Genomic DNA, 21,792 nt, shown 5'->3' with positions numbered 1-21,792 from the left:
CTCTTGCCCGAACGCGACACGAATTTGCACCTTTGCCGTGCATCGATTCGAGGTCGTGTGAGGGTGGCGGGTGTCGGCGCCCGCCTGGCGCGCCTGGCGAAGCCTGTACAATCCCGCCCTCGCGGCTGTTGCGCTGCACCAGACCGGCCGCACGAGTTTGAATCGCATTTTTGGCGCGGCAATCATGCTTGCCCGGATTCGGCTCCGTCTTGTTCAATACCGTAGAGGAACACCTGTAATGAAGATGAATTGGCGAAACATGGCCGCGCTCGCGCTGTTCGCGACGGCAACGGTAACGGCAGGGTCCGCGTCAGCCGCGGATATCAAGGAAGTGCGGTTCGGCGTTGAGGCGTCGTATGCGCCGTTCGAATCGAAGTCGCCGTCGGGCGAGCTGCAAGGTTTCGATATCGATATCGGCAATGCCGTGTGTGCAAAGCTGAAGGCGAAATGTGTATGGGTCGAGAATTCGTTCGACGGCCTGATTCCGGCGTTGGAAGCGCGCAAGTTCAACGCGATCAACTCGGACATGACGATCACGGAACAGCGCCGCCAGGCGATCGATTTCACCGATCCGATCTACACGATCCCGAATCAGATGATCGCGAAGAAGGGCAGCGGTCTGCTGCCCACGCCGGCATCGCTCAAGGGTAAGCACGTCGGCGTGCTGCAAGGCACGATTCAGGAAGCGTACGCGAAGGCGCGCTGGGCGTCGGCTGGCGTCGATGTCGTGCCGTATCAGACGCAGGACCAGATTTACGCCGACCTCGCATCGGGCCGTCTGGACGCCGCGTTCCAGGACGCGGAAGCGGCTTCGAAGGGTTTCCTGAAGAAGCCGCAAGGCGCGGGCTTCGAATTCGCCGGGCCGCCCGTCACCGACGAGAAGCTGCTCGGCGCGGGCGTGGGCTACGGCGTCCGCAAGAGCGACAAGGCGTTGAAGGACGCCTTGAACCAGGCGCTCAAGGAACTGAAGGCCGACGGCACGATCGACCGCTTCGCGGCGAAGTACTTCGACGTGAAGGTCGTGTTGAAGTAAGCGTTGTGTGTCTTGCCTGATGGATTTTGCTTGATGCAAACGGCCGCTGATGCGGCCGTTTGCATTTTGGGCGAGGCTTGAAGCGTCATCTTCCTGACGCGTATCTGGCAGCGGTGCTTCACGCGCTTCCCACGCGCTTCATATGCGCGTCACGTGCGTCGTGTACAGCGCGCCGTGCCAGTCGATCAGCGAACGTTGGCTTCAGGCTGGTCGAGATAATCGAACACCACTTCACCGAGTCCGAGCGTCAGATCGGCAACGAGATGCCGCGCCTCGACGATTTCGAGCACCGGCAGGTCTGCCACCGGGGCCAGCGCGTGCGGGGCCAGGTCCAGCGCGGCGGGGCCCGTCCATGCGCCTTTGAGGGTGATGTCCTGCAGGTAGTAGCGCACCAGTTCGCAAATGCGCGGCGTGCCGTCCACGTGGGGAATCACCTTCAGCAGGAAGTTCGGCGCTTCCAGGCGTTTCTGTTGCTGTGCGAGGTCCAGTTGCCGATGTTTGTAGCCCATCGTGCCGGTGGCAATACGCACCGGGCCGTAATCGAGTGTGCCGACGAGCGTGTCCGTGTGGACTTCGAGCACGGGCTTGGCGAGCTTCTTCGGAAATCCCCACAATTCGCGGCCGCCGGCAATCGGCGGATGGTCGTCCAGATACATGGCCAGTGTGTAGCCGCCTGCCACGCCGTTGTACGACACCGGGATCACCTGGCCGCTTTCCGTGTAGTCGCCGAAACCGGTCGAATCCGGCATGCGAATGAATTCGTAATGCACCAGCGGCTCACCGATCTCGAGCGGCTCGGGCACGACGGCGCGCAGTTTGTCCGGATCGGTGCGGTAGGTGATGATCAGAAATTCCCGGTCGATGAAACGATACGGGCCCATCGGAAACGCCGGGCTCGTGATCGGCATCGCGAAGGCATTTGACAGCACGCTTTTGACGTCCATGATTTTCCTTGGTGGTTAAAGGCGGGGTAGCACGAGTGGTGGAACGCTTCTGCACTGCACAAGAGTATCGTCGATTCTTTCCAGGCCTTCAGCGAGACGGGTAACCAATTATTTCGAGATATTGCGGCGTTGGCATGTCCGCGCGCAGCGGCCTGAGCTAAAATCGCCGGGCGCATCGCAGACGCCACGGGCCTCAGAGGCTTGGGCGCACGCTATCGGTGCAGCCAAAACCAAAATACAGCAGTGAGCGCCGGGGCGGCGCTTAGCGGGGGAATGGAATGACCACCATCGCAATCGAGAATCCGGGCCACACGGGTGCAGCGGACGATGCGCAACTGAATGCCAGCTTCGCGCGTCAGCCGATTCTGAATCGGGACGGCATGCTGTGCGGCTATGAGATCAAAGTGCGCGCGCCGGATTTGCCTGCGGGCGCAGACCCTGACGCGGCCCCGATTGCGGGGCGTGGCACGGATTCGAGTGCCGATGCGTTGCCGGGCCGCGCGCCCGAGCCGGCGCAAATGGTGGCGCGAGCCGTGATTCGCGGTCTGGCGCAGAGCAATGTGCGCAGCGCGCTCACCGGGCATCCCGCTTACGTCGATGTCAGCCGCGAGATGCTGTTCGACGACTCGATCCTGCGGCTGCCCACCGAGCGCTTCATGTTCGAATTGGCGCCGACGATCGAGGTGGACGACGCCCTGATCGCGCGTATCGTTCAATTGCACGGCCGGCGCTATCGCTTCGTACTCGACGAGGTGACCCAGCCCGACGAGACGTTCGCGAAGCTGCTGCCCTACGCGGACGTCGTCAAGATCGATTTCGCGCGTACCCCGAGTGCGCTGTTGCCCAAGCTGACAAGCGTGCTCAAGTCGGCCGGCAAGCTGCTGATCGCGCTGGGTCTCGATGCGCAGGCCGATTTCGACGCGGCGCATGCTCTCGGCTTCGATCGTTTCCAGGGCTACTACTTCGCGCGAGCGCAGACCTCGACGACACGGCGCGTCAGCGCGCCGCGGCACGCATTGCTGAACCTGCTGCAACTGTTGTCAGGCGAGCCGACCGTTGCGCAACTCGAAGCCGAACTCAAACTGAATCCCGTGCTCGTCATGCATCTGATGAAGCTCGCGAATTCGAGCGGCCTTGCCGTTGGCCACAAGGTCACGACGCTGCGAGAAGCGATCAACGCAACCGGTACGAACCGGATCGCTCGCTGGACGCAATTGCTGCTGTACGCGGACGGCCGCAAGGTCGCGCTCGAGGACGATCCTCTGCTGCAGCTCGCGGCGAGCCGGGCGCGTTTCATGGAACTGGCGATCGAGCGCTTGCCCGAAGCCGGGCGCGACGAATCCGATGCGGCGTTTCTGACCGGCGTGTTTTCGTTTGTCGATGCGGTGTTCGGTGGTTCGCTTGAAAGCACGTTGAATGTGCTGACGCTGTCGCGGCCGATCCAGGCGGGCATCCTGCATCGGCAGGGTGTGCTGGGCTTGCTGCTGACGGCGGTCGAAGCTTTGGAGTGCGGCGCGTGGGATGAACTCGATGCCTTGTGCGCGCGTTTGCAGCCGTTGACGGTGGAAGAGATCGCGCTGCTTGGGTTGGCGGCGGGAGCCTGGGCCGGGGTTGCGGATCGGAGTGCGGAGGGGTTAGAAAGGATTGAGGATTGAGGGGGCAGGGTTGAGGTTCGAGGTTTGAATCAGAAAGGCCGGCATGCGCAACATGCCGGCCTTTCCGCATCCAGGATTCATGACTCGCGACTTAGGGCAAATACAAAACCGGTGAGCGTGAAGCACCGTGATCAACGATCACGCCACGTCTTCACATCATCTCCATTTCCTGCATCTGCCCCAAGCCGAAAAAACGTCCTAACTCCCTGGCCAGTTCATTCAACGCGCTCATTTCCTTCTGCGATATCCGGCGTGGCTCGTTCGTATGAGACCAGTCGCCATATAACAGCGCTACTGTCTGATCGGTTTCGTCGACTACCGGCAACAGCACGAAGGCGCGGGCATCGTCGAACGAACGCCGGAACCATTCCGGTAACCGCGCGACCATTTTTGGGTCGCGTGCGTTCTCGATAAAAATGCCGACCGAATTCGCGATCGCGAGATGAAACACGTCGGGCTCAAACGCGGTGTTGAACGAAAGCCGCGGCATTGCCGCGTCGATCTTCGGACCGAGTCCGAGGCGCGCCTTGAAGGTGCCGTTGCTGTGCTTGACGAACACCACCGTGCGCGCGAAGCCGAGCGCCGCCAACACGGTTTCCGCGGCCAGCGCCAACGCCGGCGCGAGCGCGCTGTCGTCGGGCAGGCCGCGCAGATCGCCCACACCCGCCGCGATGCGCGCTTCCGGATCGAGCGCCTCGCGTGCGATCGCGTCCGCATTGGCGCGCAACTCGACGATCTCGCGCATCACGCCGTCGCCGCCTTCTTCACGGGCGAGCGCGACGCTCATCTCGAGCAACACTTCCGGGTCGGTGTTCAGCGCGCGGCTGTATGCCTGCGCCAGTTCAGTGATGCGTTCTTCGCGTTCCCAGTCCGGCATGTTCTGCTGGGTCAGCACGTCGGCGACCGCCGTCGAATAGTTGGTGATGGCGCGCAGCCATTGCACCTGGCGCGGTTGCTCGATATCCAGCGGATCGAACTCGCCCATGCCGGAGCGGATCATGTCGGGCAGGCGCCAGCGCACCGCCGCTTCGGCGCCGATTTCGTCGAACGTGACGCCGAGCACCAGTACGCACGCATCGGTTTCGAGGGTGCCGTCTTCGATATGCCGGCGAATCTGATCCCACTCGGCGTCGAGATAGAACACCACCAGCAGCTTGCCGATCTGCCGCATCAGCGTGCAGACCACGGCTTCTTCGCCTGCGCGCAGATCGCCGCGCTCGGTCAGCTTGCGTGCGACGCAGCCCGACAGCAGCGTGCGGTTCAATTCGAGTTTCGCGTCGATGCGGCGCGGCGCGCTGTGATGAAAGTGATCGACGATTTTCAGTCCGACCACCAGGTGGCCGACCGCATCCATGCCGAGCACCATGAGTGCGCGCGACACGGTGGTGATGTTGCCGCCGAACGCCATGTACATGGCCGAGTTGGCAAGCCGCAGCACCTTTTGCGTCAGGGCGAAATCCGACAATACGACCTGCACGAGGCCGGTGAAGTCGAGGTCGTCGTTGTTCATCGCCGCCATGGTGGTACGCAACGACTGCGACAGCATGGGGAAATCGCCGCGCTCGCTCATTCGCGTCCAGAGCCGGTCGAGCACCGCCGCCTTTACCATGTGAGTCCCGCAAAAGCCATACATGTTCCAATGAATGCCACACCGGCTCCCGGCCGGCATCTTCCGCTGTGCAGGAGGTTTGTCTGCATCGCTATGCGGTGTGCAGGTGAAGCGTGCGCGCTTCGAAACGCTGCGCGAGTTCGTCGGAGGGCAGCGCCTTGCAGACGAGCCATCCCTGAATGTGGTCGCATCCCATCTCGGTGAGCAGGGTGCGTTGTGCTTCTGTTTCAACGCCCTCGGCAACCAGTTCGAGATCGAGTGTTTGCGCGAGTCCGACGACCGCGCTAACGATTGCCTGATCGTTGCGGGAGGTTAGCAGATTCTCGACAAAACTCCTGTCGATCTTGAGTTTGGCCAAGGGGAATCGTTGCAGGTAAGCCAGACTTGAATAGCCGGTGCCGAAATCGTCCACGGCAAAGCGGATGCCCATCGCGGTCAGCTCTTCGAGCAGAACCTTGGCATGCGCCGGGTCGTGCATCAGCAGGCTTTCGGTGATCTCGAACACGAGGCGGCGCGGGTCGATGCCCGTCAACTCGATCGCTTCGCGCACGGCGTCCTTGAAACGCGGATCGCGGAACTGCTGCGGCGACACGTTCACGGCGACGTATTGCAATGAGATGCCCTGCTTGTCCCACTGGATCAACTGCATGCAGGCGACCTTCAACACCCAGTTGCCGAGGAAGTTGATCAGGCCGATCGATTCCGCAAGCGGAATGAACATTGAAGGAGGCACGAGACCGTGCACCGGGTGCGACCAGCGGATCAATGCTTCGACGCCGACCACGCCATGCGTGCGGCTGCTCGTGATCGGCTGGAAGTGCAGCGAGAATTCGCCGTTGCGCACGCCGTCGTAGAGATCGGCCTCCAGCTTCAGGCGCTCGGCGTCGGCGGGATTGTCGTCCGGCACGTAGAAGGCGAGCGTGTTGCCGCCGGCCGCCTTGGCCTGCAGCAAGGCATGATCGGCCCAGCGCAGCAGGTGGGTGTCGTGGGCGGCGTTGTCGTTGGCGTGGCGCACATCGGGATAGAGCGCAATGCCGATGCTCGCCGACAGATGCACCTGCTGGCCGTTGAAGACATACGGTTGCTGGATCGCGGTCAACAGGCGGCGCGCCAGCGCCTCGGCCGCGGCGGCCGCGTCGGTGCGGCTCGCGGCAGGCTTCACGAGGATCGCGAACTCGTCGCTGGCGACTCGCGCCACCGTCTCGCCCGGGCTCGTCATGTTCAATAGACGCCGTGCGGTGTCGCGCAACATCTCGTCGCCGGCATCGTAGCCGAGCGCGCGGTTCACGCGCTGATAGTCGTCGAGGTCGAGCAGCAGCAGCGCGGCCGGCGTGCCGTGGGCGTCGGCTTGCTGTTGCGCGTCGAGCAACGCGGGGATCAGCGCCGGCTGATTGGCCAGATTGGTCAGGCGGTCCAGATGCAGCGCCTGGGTCAGGCGTTCCTCGGTGGCGCGCCACGCCGACACGTCGAAACCGGCGATCGCATAGCCGTCGATGCCGTCGTGGCTGCTGCGCACCACGCGCAGCTCGACGGTGATCGGGTAGGTCAGTGACTTGATGAGACCGAGCGTCGCCTTCTCGACGTTGCCCGTGGCCACGGCGCGCGTCAGCAGCGCGTCGAGGCGTGGCACGTCGGCGGGCGCCACGAGATCGTGCAGCGTGATGGTCTCGAGATATTCACGGTGATAGCCGATGAAGCGCAGGCTGGCGTCCGAAACATAGAGGAAGTGCAACTCGTGATCGATGTGCGCCAGCAGGTCGACGGCGCCGACCACCTGTTCCAGTTGCGCGGCGCGGCTGGCGCGTGCCTGGGGTTTGCCGTGGGCACGCCGGCCGAACGTACGAAACCGGTCGATGACCGTGCGCAAGGAGCCCCGGCGGGGCGCGGTGATCGTATTCGCTTCCATGTTTGTCGCTGGCAACCTGTGTTCGTCTGCAGGCGGGGCGGCTCATTGCCCGCCGTGTCCGGGCGGTTAAGCGGTATCAGGCCGCCCCATCAGAACAAGATAACGACCGGCAGCGGGAAATCTTTAGCGTCTGCTGTAAAAAACATAGGGTAAGGACGCGGCGGCATGGCCCGGCGTCGCCACGCGAGCGATTCAGTTAAAGTGCAGCGGCTTGCCGTCCGTTAATACGACAAACCCGTTGTGCAGTGCCGGCCCTGATGTCGCTGCGTAGCCTTCCGAACACTTGCACCGATGATCCATGTCTGAACGTCACTTTGTCAGGGCCAGTCCCCGGCACGTCGAGGTGCCTGAGCCATGTTCCGAAGACGCCGACCCGACGTCCGGAGCACAGTTCGTCTATCTGGGCCGCCAGCCGATTCTCGATCGCAACGGGGCGCTCAATGCTTACGAATTGTTGTTTCGAGCCAGCGCGCATAATTATGCCGAGGTCAGCGACGACGCCCAGGCAACGGCGCAGGTCGTGGCTCGCGCGATCGGCGGGATCGGTGTGGGGGCCGTACTGGGTCAGCACCGCGGCTTTGTCAATATCGACCGCGCGCTGCTCTTTAGCGACATCGTCCATCTGATGCCGCCGGAGCGTTTTGTGCTCGAGATCCTCGAAACCGTCAAGTTCGACGCGCATCTGGGCCACCGCTTGACCGAGTTGCGCCGCGCCGGCTTTCAGGTGGCGCTCGACGATATCAGCGAACTGTCCGACGACCTGCTTGCCGCGCTGCCGTATGCCGACATCGTCAAGATCGATTTCCTGCAGACCCAGCGGGCCGCGCTTGGCCAACTGGCGTCGACGATACGCAGCCACGGCAAGACACTGCTCGCCGAGAAGATCGAGACGCGCGAAGACTTTGCGATCGCTCGCGACCTCGGCTTCGATCTGTTTCAGGGGTATTTTTTCGCACGGCCGCAGGTGCTGGCCACGCCGCGCAACCGCTCGCCGCGGCCCGGCCTGCTGCGCCTGCTGGCGCTGTTGTCGCGGGATGCCGGGATTGTCGAACTCGAAGCGGAGCTCAAACTGAACCCGAGCGTGGTGGTGCAACTGCTGCGCCTCGTCAATTCGAGTGCGTTCGGGCTGGGGCGCAATATCGCTTCGCTGCGTGAGGCCATCATCGCGACCGGCACGCGGCAGATTGCGCGCTGGGCGCAACTGCTGCTGTACGCGGATAGCGGCGAACTGCCGTGGCGCGCCGATCCGCTGGTGCAACTGGCCGGCACGCGCTCGCGCTTCATGGAATTGACCGCCGGCTGGCTGCGCCCGTCCGATGACGAATTTGCCGATGCCGCTTTCATGACCGGGATTTTTTCTTTGGTCCATGTGGTGCTCGGCAGCACACCGGCGTCCGTCCTCGAGAAGCTCAGCCTTGCGCCGCAGATTCGTGATGCGATCGTGGCGCGTAGCGGCGCGCTAGGCACCTTGTTGCGGATTGCCGAAGCGGCCGGCGAGGGCGCCGATACCACCGCGATCGCAGCCGGACCCGATGCGCCGCCTGGCTTCGCGGCGCTCACGCCTGAGGTGCTGGCCGAGCTGAACCTGTCCGCGGCGGCGTGGTTCGGCGCGCATGTCGAAGAAGCGGCGGCCTAGCAGTGGCCTGGCGGTGACCTGATACCTGGCCGGCTCGCGTCTGCATCCTTTCCGCAGTTTCTGACGTATCTTGTCTGTACGTGGTCCAATAGCGAGTGGAGATTGCCGGGGTTGGGCCGAGTGCCGCAACCTTCGGCGCATTACGCCAACCGCGTGCACTAACGTTCGAGGGATTGGAAATGAAGAGAAAACTCATATCGGCGGCGCTGGCCGCTGTCCTGTCGGTGGGATTCGCGATGCATTCGCTGACGGCCTCGGCCACGCTCAAACCGGGCGATGCCGCGCCGCCGTTCACCGCGCAGGCTTCTCTGGGCGGCAAGACCTACACCTATTCATTGGCCGACGAGTTGAAGAACGGACCGGTGGTGCTGTATTTCTATCCGGCGGCCTTCACGAAGGGCTGCACGATTGAAGCCCACGAGTTTGCCGAAGCTGTCGACGAGTACAAGAAATATGGTGCGACGGTAATCGGCGTGTCGCACGACAACATCGACACATTGACGAAGTTTTCGGTGAGCGAATGCCGCAGCAAATTCCCGGTGGCGGCCGATGCCGACTCGAAGGTGATCGGTGCATATGACGCCGGTATGCCGATGCATAGCTCGATGGCGAATCGTGTGTCGTACGTGATTGCGCCGGACGGCAAGATCATTTACGAGTACACGAGCCTCTCGCCGGAGAAGCATGTCGAGAACACGCTCAAGGCGGTGAAGGAGTGGGCGGCGACGCATAAGCAGCCGTAGGGCCTGGCACTCGCGCGGCGGCGCGTTTTTCGCAATGGTTTTTTGCCCTGCGGATTAGGGCCGCGCCGTGCTAGCCTGATTTTTTGTCTAGCGAGTTTGCGATGCCGATTCTTGTTGCGTTCATTGCGTTGATCGCGCTGGTGTATGGCGCGGTGCGGGCTTTTTATGCCTTGCAAGCGGCTTTAGGCCCGGCTGTTGCGGTTGGGGTTGCTGTTCTTGTTGCTTTGCTTTTGGTTGCCGCAGTTGTTTATTGGTGGCGGCGTCGGAAGGAAGTTGCTGCCAATATTCGCGATGGCGATTGGACTCATGAACTCAAGGGAAGCTGGGGGGCGGTTCGGCTTGCTGCGGGCAAGCGGTTATGTGAGATTCGCCTTGGCGGCGAGCAGGGGGCTTATATTTTTGCCGACCTGCTTGGGGCGGAGGTGCAAGGCCGTGATGCTCAATGGCAGGTCGCTTTGAAGGTTAAGGACGCTAAGCGTCAGGTTTGGGTTTTGCCCATGGTGGGTGAGCGGCAGGCTAAGCAGTGGGCGCGGATATTTTTGCTTGCTGTTGAGCAGAGGCTTTAGGGGTGTTTTTGTGCCTGCGGTGTTGGGATTTTCTTGATTTTGGTTGCCTGCGCGGCGCTTGTTGTCTGTTGGCCTATGGCGTTGGCCTTTCCTTGTTTTCTTGGCGGTCTATTAGCGTTCGCCCCTGTGCGGGGCAGGCACTTACTTTCTTTGCCGCCGCAAAGAAAGATAAGCAAAGAAAGCGGCTCACCCCGCCAGCTTATAAGCGGGTCCCCCGCACAGCCGCGGTAGTGGTGCATCTGGAATCCGTGCCCTCGCACACTCCGCGTGAGTGACAAGGCAGTCATACATCCGGCGGCGCTGCGTGCGCCGACGCAGTACTTCAGCAACCGCAGCGCTGCTGCTGACGCTCAGCGGCATTTCATCAAACCACGCGCTTTTGTGAACACTCAGCGGTACTTCAGCAACCACGCGCTGCCGCTGACGCCCAGCGATGGCTCATCAATGTGCATGCTGTTGTCGACGTTCTGTGGACTCTGCAAACTACAAATTGTCATCGCAGCCCACTGCTGCTTCCTGGACGAAGACCAGCGTCCGGCGAGGGGGACGGGGAGGCGTTGGCGCCGCTGGCCGTTTGATGTGCCGGCCGACGCTCCCTAACGAAAACCATCTGGCATTTTCAGGGCCTCGCCGAGGCGAAGCCGATGGCTCCCGTCATGCCTAAACGAAGCCCATGTTTCCTGACGGACCCTTCCGGCGAGCACGCAGTGCGAGGCGGGAAGCATGACTGCCTTGTCACGAGAGCGGAGTGTGCGAGGGCACGGATTCCAGATGCACCACTACCGCGGCTGTGCGGGGGGACCCGCTTAAGAATTAGCGGTGTGAGCCGCTTTCTTTGCTTATCTTTCTTTGCGGCGGCGTAACTATTCAGCGCTTGTAAACTGCTACCAGGCTGTGCATAGTGAAGGACATGACGAAGATGCCTGACATCAAGGACCTGACACCGGAGCAGAAGGACGCACTCATCGTTGATCTGGTGAGGCGTCTGAACGAGCTTGAGGCAAAGCTTGAGAAGGACAGCCATAACTCCAGCAAGCCGCCGTCAGGCGATGGGCCGCGGCGCAAACCGAAGTCATTGCGTGGCACGAGCGGCGCCAGGCCCGGCGCGCAACCCGGGCACAAGGGCAAGACGCTCAAACGCGTGGCTCAGCCTGATCACATCAAGATTCATCCGGTGGCGCCGGTGTGCGATGCATGCGGCCAGCAGATCGAATCCGCCCGCATCACCGTCTTACCCGAAGGCCGTCAGGTGATCGATCTGCCGCCCACGCGTTTCGAGGTGACCGAGCATCGCGTCCAGGTCGCGCAGTGCGCCTGCGGCAAGCGCCATTCGGGGATGTTTCCCGAGGGCGTGAGCCAGGCGGTGCAGTACGGTCCCCAGATCCGGGCGGCGGCCGTCTATCTGACGCAGTACCAGCAGTTGCCGGTGGCGCGTACGGTTCAGGCACTGGGAGATCTGTTCGGTCTGCGCGTGAGTACGGGCACGGTGCAGCAGAGCATCGATGAGGCTGCCCGCCTGCTGGCGCCGGCAGTCAGGCAGATCAACGAGGCGTTACGCGAGCAGCCCGTGGTGCATTTCGATGAGAGCTGCATGCGCGTCAGTCGTATGCCCTACTGGCTGCATCTTGCCTCGACCCGTACGTTGAGTTGGTATGGCGCCCATCGCAAGCGCGGTCGCGAGGCGCTCGACAGCTTCGGCATCCTTCCCGGTTTTAAGGGCGTCGCGGTACACGACGGCTGGAGGCCATACGCTGCCTATGAGTGCGAACATGCGCTGTGCAACGCTCATCATCTGCGCGAACTGGTGTTCGTCGCGGAGTCGACGCAACAACCCTGGGCCCAGCAGATGATCAATCTGCTTTGCCAGGCCAAACGCGAGGTCGACCGCAGCGCGGCCTGCGGCAACACGGCGCTGGATCCATCGCGGCAACGCTATTACAGGCGACGCGCTCGGGCCCTGATCGCCCAGGCGCGCAAGCTTAATCCGACACAGGCTCGCGCGCCTGAACGCGTGGAGTTGCGCGGCAGGATCAGACAAAGCTTTACCTGCAATCTGGTCCGGCGGCTGCATCTGCAGGCGACCGAGGTGTGGCGCTTCATTGCCGATCACCGGGTGCCGTTCGACAATAACCAGGCCGAACGCGATATCCGCATGCCCAAGCTCAAACAGAAAATCTCCGGCTGTTTCCGCTCGGAATCGGGCATGCAGGCGTTCTGTACGATCCGCTCCTACCTGGCCACTCTGCGCAAACAGAACCGTTCGCTGATCAATGCGCTGGCGTTGAGCTTTGCCGGATTCGTCGTTTCGCCTCTGACTGCCGCTGAATAGTTACGCGGCGGCAAAGAAAGTAAGTGCCTGCCCCGCACAGGGGCGAACGCTAATAGACCACCAAGAAAACAAGGAAAGGCCAACGCCATAGGCCAACAGACAATAAGCGCCGCGCAGGCAACCAAATCAGAGAAAGCCCACCGCCGCAGACAATCAGACAAACAAAGCGCCGCGCAGGCAAAAAAATCAGGACGCCGCCATACCCCTTCTCCGAGTCTTCCGCGATTCCCACCGAACCCGAATCCGATCCATATAAAGATAAACCACTGGCGTGGTATAGAGCGTCAGCATCTGACTAACAATCAACCCACCCACAATAGAGATCCCAAGCGGCGCCCGCAGCTCCGCACCTTCCCCTTGCCCAAAGGCAAGCGGCAATGCCCCAAGAAGGGCAGCACAGGTCGTCATCATGATCGGCCGGAATCGCAGCATGCAAGCCTGATAAATCGCATCCCGCGACGACAATCCCTGCCGGGAAGCTTCAATCGCAAAGTCCACCATCATGATCGCGTTCTTCTTCACGATGCCGATCAGCAGAATCACCCCGATCAGCGCAATGATGCTGAATTCAATCTTGAATAGCAGCAAAGCCAGCAATGCACCCACACCCGCCGAAGGCAAGGTCGACAGAATCGTCAGCGGATGGATGTAACTCTCGTACAGCATCCCCAGCACGATATACACCGCCGCCAACGCGGCCAGAATCAGAATCGGCTGGTCGGACATCGACTGCTGGAACGCCTGGGCCGTCCCCTGGAAACTGCCGTGTATCGTGCCCGGCATGCCGATCTGCGCCATCGTGTCGTAAATGGCCTGCGTTGCCGTCGATAAAGACACACCCGGTGGCAGATTGAACGAAATCGTCGAGGCCACGAACTGGCTCTGATGATTCACCGACAACGGCGTATTACCCGGCCCGAAGCTCGCGATCGCCGACAACGGCACCATCGTTTCCTTCGAGGTCGACACCGCCGCGCCCGACGAAGCACTCGACTTGCCGCTCGCCGCAATCGAATTGATCGCCTGATTGCGCGCGGAGTCGGCCGCGATGCTCGCCACGCTCGACGCAGTCGTACCCGCCGTGCCACCGGTCGTCGCGCTCGTGCTCGCTGCAGTGGTTGTCTGCACGGTAACCGTGCCGGCCGGCGCGTTGGTGGTCTGTGCGCCGCTCGCGCTGCCGCCCGAGGTGCTGATGTAAATCTGGTTCAGCATGTCCGGGCTCTGCCAGTACTTCGGCGCCACTTCCATCACGACGTGGTACTGGTTCAACGGGTTGTAGATCGTCGAGACCTGGCGCTGGCCGAACGCGTCGTACAAGGTGTTGTCGATCTGCGCCGGCTTGATGCCAAGGCGCGACGCGGTTGCGCGGTCGATCGTCACCATCGCCTCGAGGCCGCCTTGCTGCTGGTCGGAATTCACGTCGGCGAGCTCGGGGCGTGCCTGCAGCGCTTCAGTGAGCTTCGGTCCCCACAGATACAGATCGGGCGTCGAATCGGCCAGCAGCGTGAACTGATACTGCGCGTTCGATTGCCGCCCGCCGACGCGAATGTCCTGTACCGCCTGCAGGAAAGTGCGTGCGCCGGCCACGTCGCCGAGCGGGGCGCGCAGTTGCTGGATCACCTGGTCTGCGGATAGCTTGCGCTCGCTCTTCGGCTTCAGCGAAACGAACATGAAGCCGGAGTTGGTCTGCCGGCCGCCGGTGAAGCCGGCCACGCTGTCCACTGCGGGGTTCTTGCCGACGATCTCCATCATCTCCGAGAACTTGCCCTTCATCGCCTGGAACGACGTGCTCTGGTCGGCCTGAATGCCGCCGATCAGCCTCCCCGTATCCTGCTGCGGAAAGAAGCCCTTCGGCACGATGATGTACAGCCAGATATTCAGTCCGATGGTCGCGACCAGAATCGTCACGATCAGGCGCGGGTGGAGCAGCGCCCAGCCGAGGGTGCGCTCATAACCGCGATGCATCGCCGTGAAGCCGCGTTCGAGCCAGAGGCCAAAACGTCCTTCTTCCTTCTTTTCGTGCGGCTCGCGCAGGAGGCGCGAACACATCATCGGCGTGAGCGTTAGCGAGACGAGCAACGACACGCCGATCGCCAGCGACAGCGTCAGCGCGAACTCGCGGAACAGCCGCCCGACAATGCCGCCCATCAGCAGAATCGGCAGGAACACGGCGACCAGCGAAATACTGATGGACAGCACCGTGAAGCCGACTTCGCGCGCGCCGAGGAACGCGGCCTTCATGCGCGGCACGCCATTCTCGATATGCCGTGAGATGTTCTCCAGCACCACGATCGCGTCGTCGACCACGAAACCGGTCGCGATCGTCAACGCCATCAATGACAGGTTGTCGATCGAGAAGCCGAGCATATACATCGCGCCGAACGTGCCGATGATCGAGATCGGCACGGCGATGCTCGGAATCAGCGTCGCGCGCCAGTTGCGCAGGAACAGGAACACCACCATCGTGACCAGCGCGACCGCAATGATCAAGGTGCGCTCGGTGTCTTTCAGCGACGCGCGGATCGTTGTGGAGCGGTCGGCGGCCGGCGCGATGTCGACGTCGGCGGGCAGCGATGCGTGCAACTGCGGCAGCATTGCCATGACGCGGTCGATGGTGTCGATAATGTTCGCGCCGGGCTGGCGGTACAGAATCACCAGCACCGAACGCTTGCCGTTGAAGAGGCCGAGGTTGCGCAGATCTTCGACCGAATCGACCACTTCCGACACGTCGGACAGCTTCACCGCCGCGCCATTACGGTACGCGATGACCAGATCCTTATACTGCGACGCCTTGCTCGCCTGGTCGTTCGTATAGATCTGCACGCGGTTCGGGCCGAACTCGATCGAGCCTTTCGGGCTATTCGCGTTGGCCGCGGCGAGCGCGGCGCGCACGTCTTCGAGGCCGATACCATAGTGGGACAGTGCATGCGGTTCCAGTTCGACACGCACCGCCGGATTGGCCGAACCGCTCACATCCACTTCGCCGACACCGTCCACCTGCGACAACGACTGCTGCAACACGGTGGCCGCCGAGTCGTACAACTGGCCGGCGGTCAGCGTCTTCGAGGTGAGCGCCAGAATCAGGATCGGGGCGTCGGCCGGATTCACCTTGTGATACGTCGGGTTGCTGCGCAGGCTCGCCGGCAGATCGGCGCGCGCGGCGTTGATCGCGGCTTGCACGTCGCGCGCGGCACCGTCGATATCGCGGTTCAGGCCGAACTGCATCGTAATGCGCGTCGAGCCGACCGAACTCTGCGAGGTCATTTCGGTCACGTCGGCGATCGAGCCGAGATGCCGTTCGAGTGGACTAGCTACGCTCGTTGCCACGGTGTCCGGACTCGCACCCGGCAACGTGGCCTGCACCGAAATGGTCGGGAAGTCGACTTGCGGCAGCGGCGCGACCGGCAGCTTGGTGAACGCAAAAATCCCGGACAGCGCGATGCCGATCGCCAGCAGCGTGGTGGCGACCGGGCGGGAAATAAACGGACGCGACATGTTCATCGCTTAGTTCCCTGCATCGGTGGCGGGCGGCGTCGCACCTTTGGAAGAATCGCCGCGATTGAAGCGCTCACGCGCACGGCGTGCTAGCGAGTCGAAGCCGAGATAAATCACGGGTGTCGTAAACAGCGTCAGCAACTGACTCACGATCAGACCGCCCGCAATCGCAATACCGAGCGGGCGGCGCAACTCCGAGCCCGCGCCGGTGCCGAGCATCAGCGGCAGGGCGCCGAGCAGGGCGGCGAGCGTGGTCATCAGGATCGGGCGGAAGCGCAGCAGACACGCCTGATAGATCGCCTCGCGCGGTGGCTTGCCTTCCTCGCGCTCCGCGTAGAGCGCGAAGTCGATCATCATGATGGCGTTCTTCTTCACGATACCGATCAGCAGCACGATACCGATGATGCCGATGATGTCCAGATCGTGCCCGGTGATCAACAGCGCGAGCAAGGCGCCGACGCCCGCCGACGGCAGCGTCGACAGAATCGTGATCGGGTGAATAAAGCTTTCGTACAGCACGCCGAGCACGATGTACATCGTGACGATTGCCGCCAGGATCAGGAACAGCTCGTTCGACAACGACGCCTGGAACGCCAGCGCCGCACCCTGGAAGCGCGTCTGGAACGACGCCGGCAGCCCGACATCCTTCTCCGCCTGAGCGATCGCCTTCACCGCCGCGCCAAGCGACGAGCCGGGCGCGAGATTGAACGAAACGGTCGTGGCCGGGAACTGGCTCAAATGCGTGACCAGCAGCGGCGCAGGCTTCTCGATGAACTTCGCAATCGACGACAACGGCACCTGGCCGCCCGACGAAGTGGAAGAGGGCAGATAGATCGAGTTCAGCGACTCGGTGTAATGCTGCATCTGCGGCTGCGCTTCCAGGATCACACGGTACTGGTTCGACTGGGTGAAGATGGTCGAGATGATGCGCTGGCCGAAGGCGTCGTAGAGCGCGCTGTCGACGGTAGCGGGCGTGATGCCGTAACGCGACGCCGTAGCCCGGTCGATCTCGATATAGACCGACTGACCGTTGTCCTGCAGGTCGGTGGCCACGTCCGCCAGTTCCGGCGACTGCTTCAGCCGGTCGACCAGTTTCGGTACCCACGTGGTGAATTCACTGATGTTCGGGTCGGTCAGCATGAACTGGTACTGCGTCGGGCTGACGGTGGAATCGATCGTCAGGTCCTGCACCGGCTGCATGTATAGCGACGCGCCCGGAATATGCGCGACGTCCTGCTGCAACTGGCGGATCACGTCGCTGGCGGTGTTGCTGCGGTCGTCGCGCGGCTTCAGGTTGATCAGCATGCGGCCGCTGTTCAACGTGATGTTGCTGCCGTCCACGCCGATGAACGAGGTGAGGCTTTCCACGTCCGGGTTCTTCAGGATCTGCTCGGCGAGCTCCTGCTGACGCTCGGCCATCGATGCATACGATACCGACTGCGGGGCCTGTGTGATCGCCTGGATCACACCGGTGTCCTGCACAGGGAAGAAGCCCTTCGGAATGTATACATACAGCACGCCGGTCAGCACGAGCGTGAGCAGCGCGACGAACAGGGTGGAGCGTTGCCGGTTCAGGACCCACGTGAGCGCGACGGCGTAACGGGCGATCACCCAGTCGATCGACTTGTGGGCCTTTGCTTCGAAACGGTGGCTTTCGTGCGGCGGCGTGTGGCGCAGGAGCTTCGCGCACATCATCGGCACGAGCGTGAGCGAGACGACCGCCGAGATCACGATCGTGACGGCCAGCGTGATCGCGAATTCATGGAACAGGCGTCCGACCACGTCGCCCATGAAGAGCAGCGGAATCAAAACGGCGATCAGCGAAACCGTCAACGAAATGATCGTGAAGCCGATCTGTTTCGAGCCCTTCAGCGCGGCTTCCAGTGGCGACTCGCCGTCTTCGACATAACGCGCGATATTCTCGATCATCACGATGGCATCGTCGACCACGAAGCCGGTCGCGATGGTCAACGCCATCAGCGATAAGTTATCCAGCGAGAAACCGCACAGATACATCACCGCAAGCGTGCCGATCAGCGATAGCGGCACCGACAGGCTCGGAATGATGGTTGCGTAGACGTTGGCGAGGAACAGATACATCACCAGCACCACCAGCACGACCGACATCAGCAACTCGAACTGCACGTCGCGCACGGAAGCGCGGATCGTGGTGGTGCGGTCGGTGACGATCTCCACGTCGAGCGCGGCGGGCAGCGACTGTTGCAGTTGCGGCAGTAGCGCCTTGATACTGTCGACCACCTGGATCACGTTCGCGCCCGGCTGGCGCTGCACGTTCAGGATGATGGCCGGCGTGTTGTTGACCCATGCGCCGAGTTTGGTGTTTTCCGCGCCCTGCACAATGGTGGCGACGTCCGTCAGCATCACCGCGCGCCCGTTCTTGTAGGCGACCACCGCGCTCTTGTACGCGTCGGCGTCGGTCAGTTGATCGTTCGCATTGATCGTGTAATTGCGCGTCGGACCGTCGAAGTTGCCCTTCGGCGTGTTGACGTTCAGGTTCGAAATCGTGGTGCGCAGATCGTCCAGATTCAGACCGTACGCAGCGAGCGCGTGCGGGTTCGCCTGAATCCGCACGGCCGGACGTTGGCCGCCTGACAGACTCACCAGACCCACACCCGCCACCTGCGAGATCTTCTGCGCGAGACGCGTATCGGCCAGGTCCTGCACCTGGGTGAGCGGCATCGTTTTCGACGTGATCGCGAGCGTGATGATCGGCGCGTCGGCGGGATTGACCTTCGCGTAGATCGGCGGCGCGGGCAGGTCGGACGGCAGCAGGTTGCCCGCCGCGTTGATCGCGGCCTGGACTTCCTGTTCGGCGATATCGAGCGGCAGGTCGAGGCTGAACTGCAGCGTGATGATCGACGAGCCGGCCGAGCTTTGCGACGACATCTGATTCAACGACGGCATCTGCCCAAACTGGCGTTCGAGCGGCGCGGTGACCGACGAGGTCATCACGTCCGGGCTCGCGCCCGGATAGAAGGTCTGCACCTGGATCGTCGGATAGTCGACCTCGGGCAGCGCGGAGAGCGGCAGAAAGCGCAGCGCGACGAGACCGACCAGCATGATCGCCGCCATCAGCAGCGCGGTGCCGACGGGGCGCAGAATAAAGGCGCGGGATGGATTCATGCGGTAGTTGCCGTGCCTTTATTGCGAAGCTTGCGCCGCGTGTTTGCCGTGATGTGCGTGTGCACCCGATGCGCCCGCCGCGCCGCTTGCGCCGCGCGCGCCAGAGGCGCCGCGTGGCCTGTCGGCCGGAATCGTGATCTTCGCGCCTTCCTTCAGCCGGTCCGAACCGTCGATCACGATGCGCTCGCCGACTTGCAGGCCGGATTTGATGCTGGTGCGCTCGCCGTCCACCGGACCGACCTTGACCGCGCGCACGGTCACCGTGTTGTCCGGCTTCACGACGTACACGAACTGACCCATCGAGCCGTTCAGCACGGCCGGTGTCGGCACGATTACCGCGTCCTTGATCGTGTCCACCAGCAGGCGTGTGTTCACGAACTGATTCGGGAACAACAGGTTCTTGCTGTTCTGGAAGACGGCGCGCAGTTTGACCGTGCCGGTGGTGGTGTCGATCTGGTTATCCAGTGTTTCGAGCGAGCCGCCTTCGAGCGAGGTGGTGTTGCTGCGGTCATACGCGGTGACCGAGAGCTTCGCGCCCGTTTGGGTCTGCTGGATGATCTGCTGCAGATTGTCTTCGGAGGTCGTGAAGATCACGCTGATCGGCTGCAACTGCGTGATCACGACGAGGCCGTTGGTCAGGCTCGGCGTCACGTAATTGCCCGGATCGACCTGGCGCAAACCGACGCGGCCCGACACCGGCGCGGTGATGCGCGCGTAGACGAGGTCGAGCTTGTAGGTATCGATGTTCGCCTGATCGGACTTCACCGTGCCTTCGTACTGTTTGACCAGCGAGGCTTGCGTATCGACCTGCTGGCTGGCGATCGAGTCTTGCGCGAGCAGTGTCTGGTAACGCTTCAGATCGAGGCGGGCGGTCTGCAGGAGCGCCTGGTCGCGCGCGAGGGTGCCTTGCGCGTTTTCCAGCGAGATCTGATAGGGGCGCGGGTCGATCTGGGCAAGCACGTCGCCCTTCTTGACCATCTGGCCTTCCTGGAAGAACACGTTTTGCAGCGTGCCGCTCAACTGCGGCAGCACGGTGACGTTGGCGAGCGGCGTGACCGTGCCGAGCGCGGTCAGCACCACCGGCATCTCACCCTGGGTGGCGGTCGCCACGTGAACAGGCTGCGGCATGTTGGCGAGGGCGCCGGCGCCACCGCGGCCCGCACGGCCCGCGTGGCCGCCACTTGCGCCGCTCGCACCGGCAGCCGCGCTCGCGCCGCCGCCGGGGCCGCCCCACGGATGCCAGCGCCACAACACGATCCCGAGGATGACCAGCGCCGCCACGGTCAGTGCGATGTTACGGCCGCGATGGCCTCTGGCCGCGGCCGGAGTGTTCCCGGGGCCGCCAGCAGGGCCCCCGGTGGCGGGCGGTTGCGAACCGGGTTGGGAGGCCGGCGTGGTAGGGCGTGAGGTTTCCGAATGCTTTTGTTGTTCGTCCATCGGTTCGGTCAGGTGGCTGGCTTTGATGTGAGCCGCTCGTGCGATTGTGCCGCTTCGACAGTTCGGCGGACCGGCACGCAGGCGGCATGACAGGCGGTTTCGACAGCGGACGCGCCGCGAATGTTCAGCGCGATGCTACCCGAGGCGCGGGTCAAAGATGTTAACGCAATGCGCCGTCATGGCGGGTCGGCCGGGCCGTTATCGAACGGTGATAACGGCAAGCCGGGCCGGCGTCCCGCCACGGGAATCCATGATCCTACGTCGCGGGCTCTGTAACAGTCCACCCGTGTTTTTTTCTTTTGATTACGAAGGTTACAGGATGAATGAAAAATGACAGGTTGAGCACGCCGTGGCCGCCGACCAGCGAGCGACTGCGCATGTCAGTTATCCAGGCGGCGCCCAGGTGTGCCGCCGATCTCGAGCATGATCTTACTGACGCATTCGAGCAGGGCCGGCGCCGCGCGCGATATCAGCCAGTCGCGCGGGCACTGATCCGCGGAGCCGCCGCAATTGACCGCATAGCGCTCGCCCGAGGGGCCGATGAACCCTGACGCGATGGCATTCAGGCCGTCGTACCATTCGCCCGTGGCGATCGCAAAGCCTTGCTCCGCGGTCTCTCGCAAGGCGGTTGTCAGGCGGCCGCTGACGTGCCCCCAGTCGTCGCCCTCGGCGGCCTGCAAGCCGATCAGCAATTTTTCGCGCTCCGGTTCGGCGAGTGCCGACAAATAGGCACGGCCGACCGCGGTGCGACTGAGGTTCATACGCGAACCGATTTCGAGACGCGACACCAGCACCGCCGAGCGTGGCCGGATCGCGTCGATCACCACCATGTCGAGACGGTCGCGTACGGCCAGATGCACCGACAGCGCGGTGCGTTCGGCGAGTTCGATGAGGAAGGGGCGCGCCCGGGCCCGAATGTCGAAATTACGCAGAAAGCCGTTGCTCAACTCCAGCACCGACGAGGTCAGTACGAATCGCTCGCTGTCGGGCAAACGAAACAGGAATCCCGCGCTGACGAGCGTGGCGGTAATCCGCGAAACGGTAGGCTTCGGAATGCCATTCAATTCGGCCAGCTCGCGATTGCTGAGCGGTGCGTCGGCTGCGGCGATTGAGCGCAGCACGGTCAAGCCGCGTGCTAGCGCGGTGACTTCGTCGCCCGGGCCGTCTTTATCTTTGGCTGGGCCCGCGGCAGTTTGGGAAGGCGTAGGTTGGTTCATATCGTTTTTCTGGAACTATATTTCAGTTTTCTGTTCACCTAGCTGCTAGCAAGCGTTCCGAAAAGGCTGGGCGAAGGC

14 protein-coding genes are annotated in these 21,792 nt (G+C 62.7%); 7 read left to right on the top strand and 7 right to left on the bottom strand.

What is annotated here, in order from left to right:
* The first annotated feature begins 238 nt into the window (after positions 1–238).
* Positions 239–1,033 (top strand): ABC transporter substrate-binding protein, encoded by a 795-nt coding sequence (locus ACUN0E_RS34160; RefSeq protein ID WP_408241936.1) that lies wholly within the window; start codon positions 239–241, stop codon positions 1,031–1,033.
* Positions 1,034–1,218: 185 nt separating this feature from the next.
* Here ACUN0E_RS34160 and ACUN0E_RS34155 read toward each other — a convergent pair whose 3' ends face one another.
* Positions 1,219–1,977, bottom strand: a complete 759-nt coding sequence (locus tag ACUN0E_RS34155; RefSeq protein WP_408241934.1) for an acetoacetate decarboxylase — start codon at positions 1,975–1,977, stop codon at positions 1,219–1,221.
* A 278-nt stretch (positions 1,978–2,255) separates the two neighbouring features.
* Between ACUN0E_RS34155 and ACUN0E_RS34150 the strand changes: the two genes are divergently transcribed.
* Entirely contained in the window at positions 2,256–3,632 is a 1,377-nt protein-coding gene (locus ACUN0E_RS34150; RefSeq protein ID WP_445569383.1) for an EAL and HDOD domain-containing protein, read from the top strand.
* A 151-nt stretch (positions 3,633–3,783) separates the two neighbouring features.
* Here the strand turns inward: ACUN0E_RS34150 and ACUN0E_RS34145 are convergent, their stop codons facing one another.
* Together ACUN0E_RS34145 and ACUN0E_RS34140 are read right to left on the bottom strand one after the other, a co-directional pair.
* Positions 3,784–5,241 (bottom strand): HDOD domain-containing protein, encoded by a 1,458-nt coding sequence (locus tag ACUN0E_RS34145; protein ID WP_408241930.1) that lies wholly within the window; start codon positions 5,239–5,241, stop codon positions 3,784–3,786.
* A 91-nt stretch (positions 5,242–5,332) separates the two neighbouring features.
* Positions 5,333–7,147: a putative bifunctional diguanylate cyclase/phosphodiesterase gene (locus ACUN0E_RS34140; RefSeq protein ID WP_408241928.1), complete on the bottom strand. Its 1,815-nt coding sequence runs from the start codon at positions 7,145–7,147 to the stop codon at positions 5,333–5,335.
* A 298-nt stretch (positions 7,148–7,445) separates the two neighbouring features.
* On the opposite strand from ACUN0E_RS34140, the gene ACUN0E_RS34135 reads away from it, so the two are divergent.
* The 5 genes from ACUN0E_RS34135 to tnpC all read left to right on the top strand — a co-directional run bounded on the left by ACUN0E_RS34135 (position 7,446) and on the right by tnpC (position 12,421).
* Complete coding sequence (locus ACUN0E_RS34135; protein ID WP_445569382.1) at positions 7,446–8,783, top strand: EAL and HDOD domain-containing protein; 1,338 nt, start codon at positions 7,446–7,448, stop codon at positions 8,781–8,783.
* A 179-nt stretch (positions 8,784–8,962) separates the two neighbouring features.
* Positions 8,963–9,526 (top strand): peroxiredoxin, encoded by a 564-nt coding sequence (locus ACUN0E_RS34130; RefSeq protein WP_408241924.1) that lies wholly within the window; start codon positions 8,963–8,965, stop codon positions 9,524–9,526.
* A gap of 101 nt (positions 9,527–9,627) precedes the next feature.
* Positions 9,628–10,092, top strand: coding sequence for a hypothetical protein (locus ACUN0E_RS34125; RefSeq protein ID WP_445569381.1), 465 nt, complete (start codon positions 9,628–9,630; stop codon positions 10,090–10,092).
* A gap of 267 nt (positions 10,093–10,359) precedes the next feature.
* The gene (locus ACUN0E_RS34120) at positions 10,360–10,692 is read left to right on the top strand and encodes a hypothetical protein (RefSeq protein ID WP_445569380.1); all 333 of its coding nucleotides are present in this window, start codon (positions 10,360–10,362) and stop codon (positions 10,690–10,692) included.
* 310 nt (positions 10,693–11,002) lie between these two features.
* Entirely contained in the window at positions 11,003–12,421 is a 1,419-nt protein-coding gene (gene tnpC / locus ACUN0E_RS34115; RefSeq protein WP_408341283.1) for an IS66 family transposase, read from the top strand.
* Between the two features lie 186 nt (positions 12,422–12,607).
* On the opposite strand, the gene ACUN0E_RS34110 is transcribed toward tnpC, so the two are convergent.
* The 4 genes from ACUN0E_RS34110 to ACUN0E_RS34095 form a co-directional block, all read right to left on the bottom strand.
* The gene (locus ACUN0E_RS34110; protein ID WP_445569379.1) at positions 12,608–15,922 is read right to left on the bottom strand and encodes an efflux RND transporter permease subunit; all 3,315 of its coding nucleotides are present in this window, start codon (positions 15,920–15,922) and stop codon (positions 12,608–12,610) included.
* A gap of 3 nt (positions 15,923–15,925) precedes the next feature.
* On the bottom strand, positions 15,926–19,060 hold the full coding sequence (locus ACUN0E_RS34105; RefSeq protein WP_445569378.1) for an MdtB/MuxB family multidrug efflux RND transporter permease subunit: 3,135 nt from the start codon (positions 19,058–19,060) through the stop codon (positions 15,926–15,928).
* 18 nt (positions 19,061–19,078) lie between these two features.
* Complete coding sequence (locus ACUN0E_RS34100; RefSeq protein WP_445569377.1) at positions 19,079–20,497, bottom strand: MdtA/MuxA family multidrug efflux RND transporter periplasmic adaptor subunit; 1,419 nt, start codon at positions 20,495–20,497, stop codon at positions 19,079–19,081.
* 380 nt (positions 20,498–20,877) lie between these two features.
* A complete protein-coding gene (locus ACUN0E_RS34095) occupies positions 20,878–21,714 on the bottom strand; it encodes an IclR family transcriptional regulator (protein ID WP_445569376.1) in 837 nt (278 codons plus the stop codon).
* Between the last annotated feature and the right edge of the window lie 78 nt (positions 21,715–21,792).

The sequence above is a fragment of the Paraburkholderia sp. D1E genome (assembly GCF_052682275.1).
This window is presented reverse-complemented; position numbering and strand designations above follow the sequence as displayed.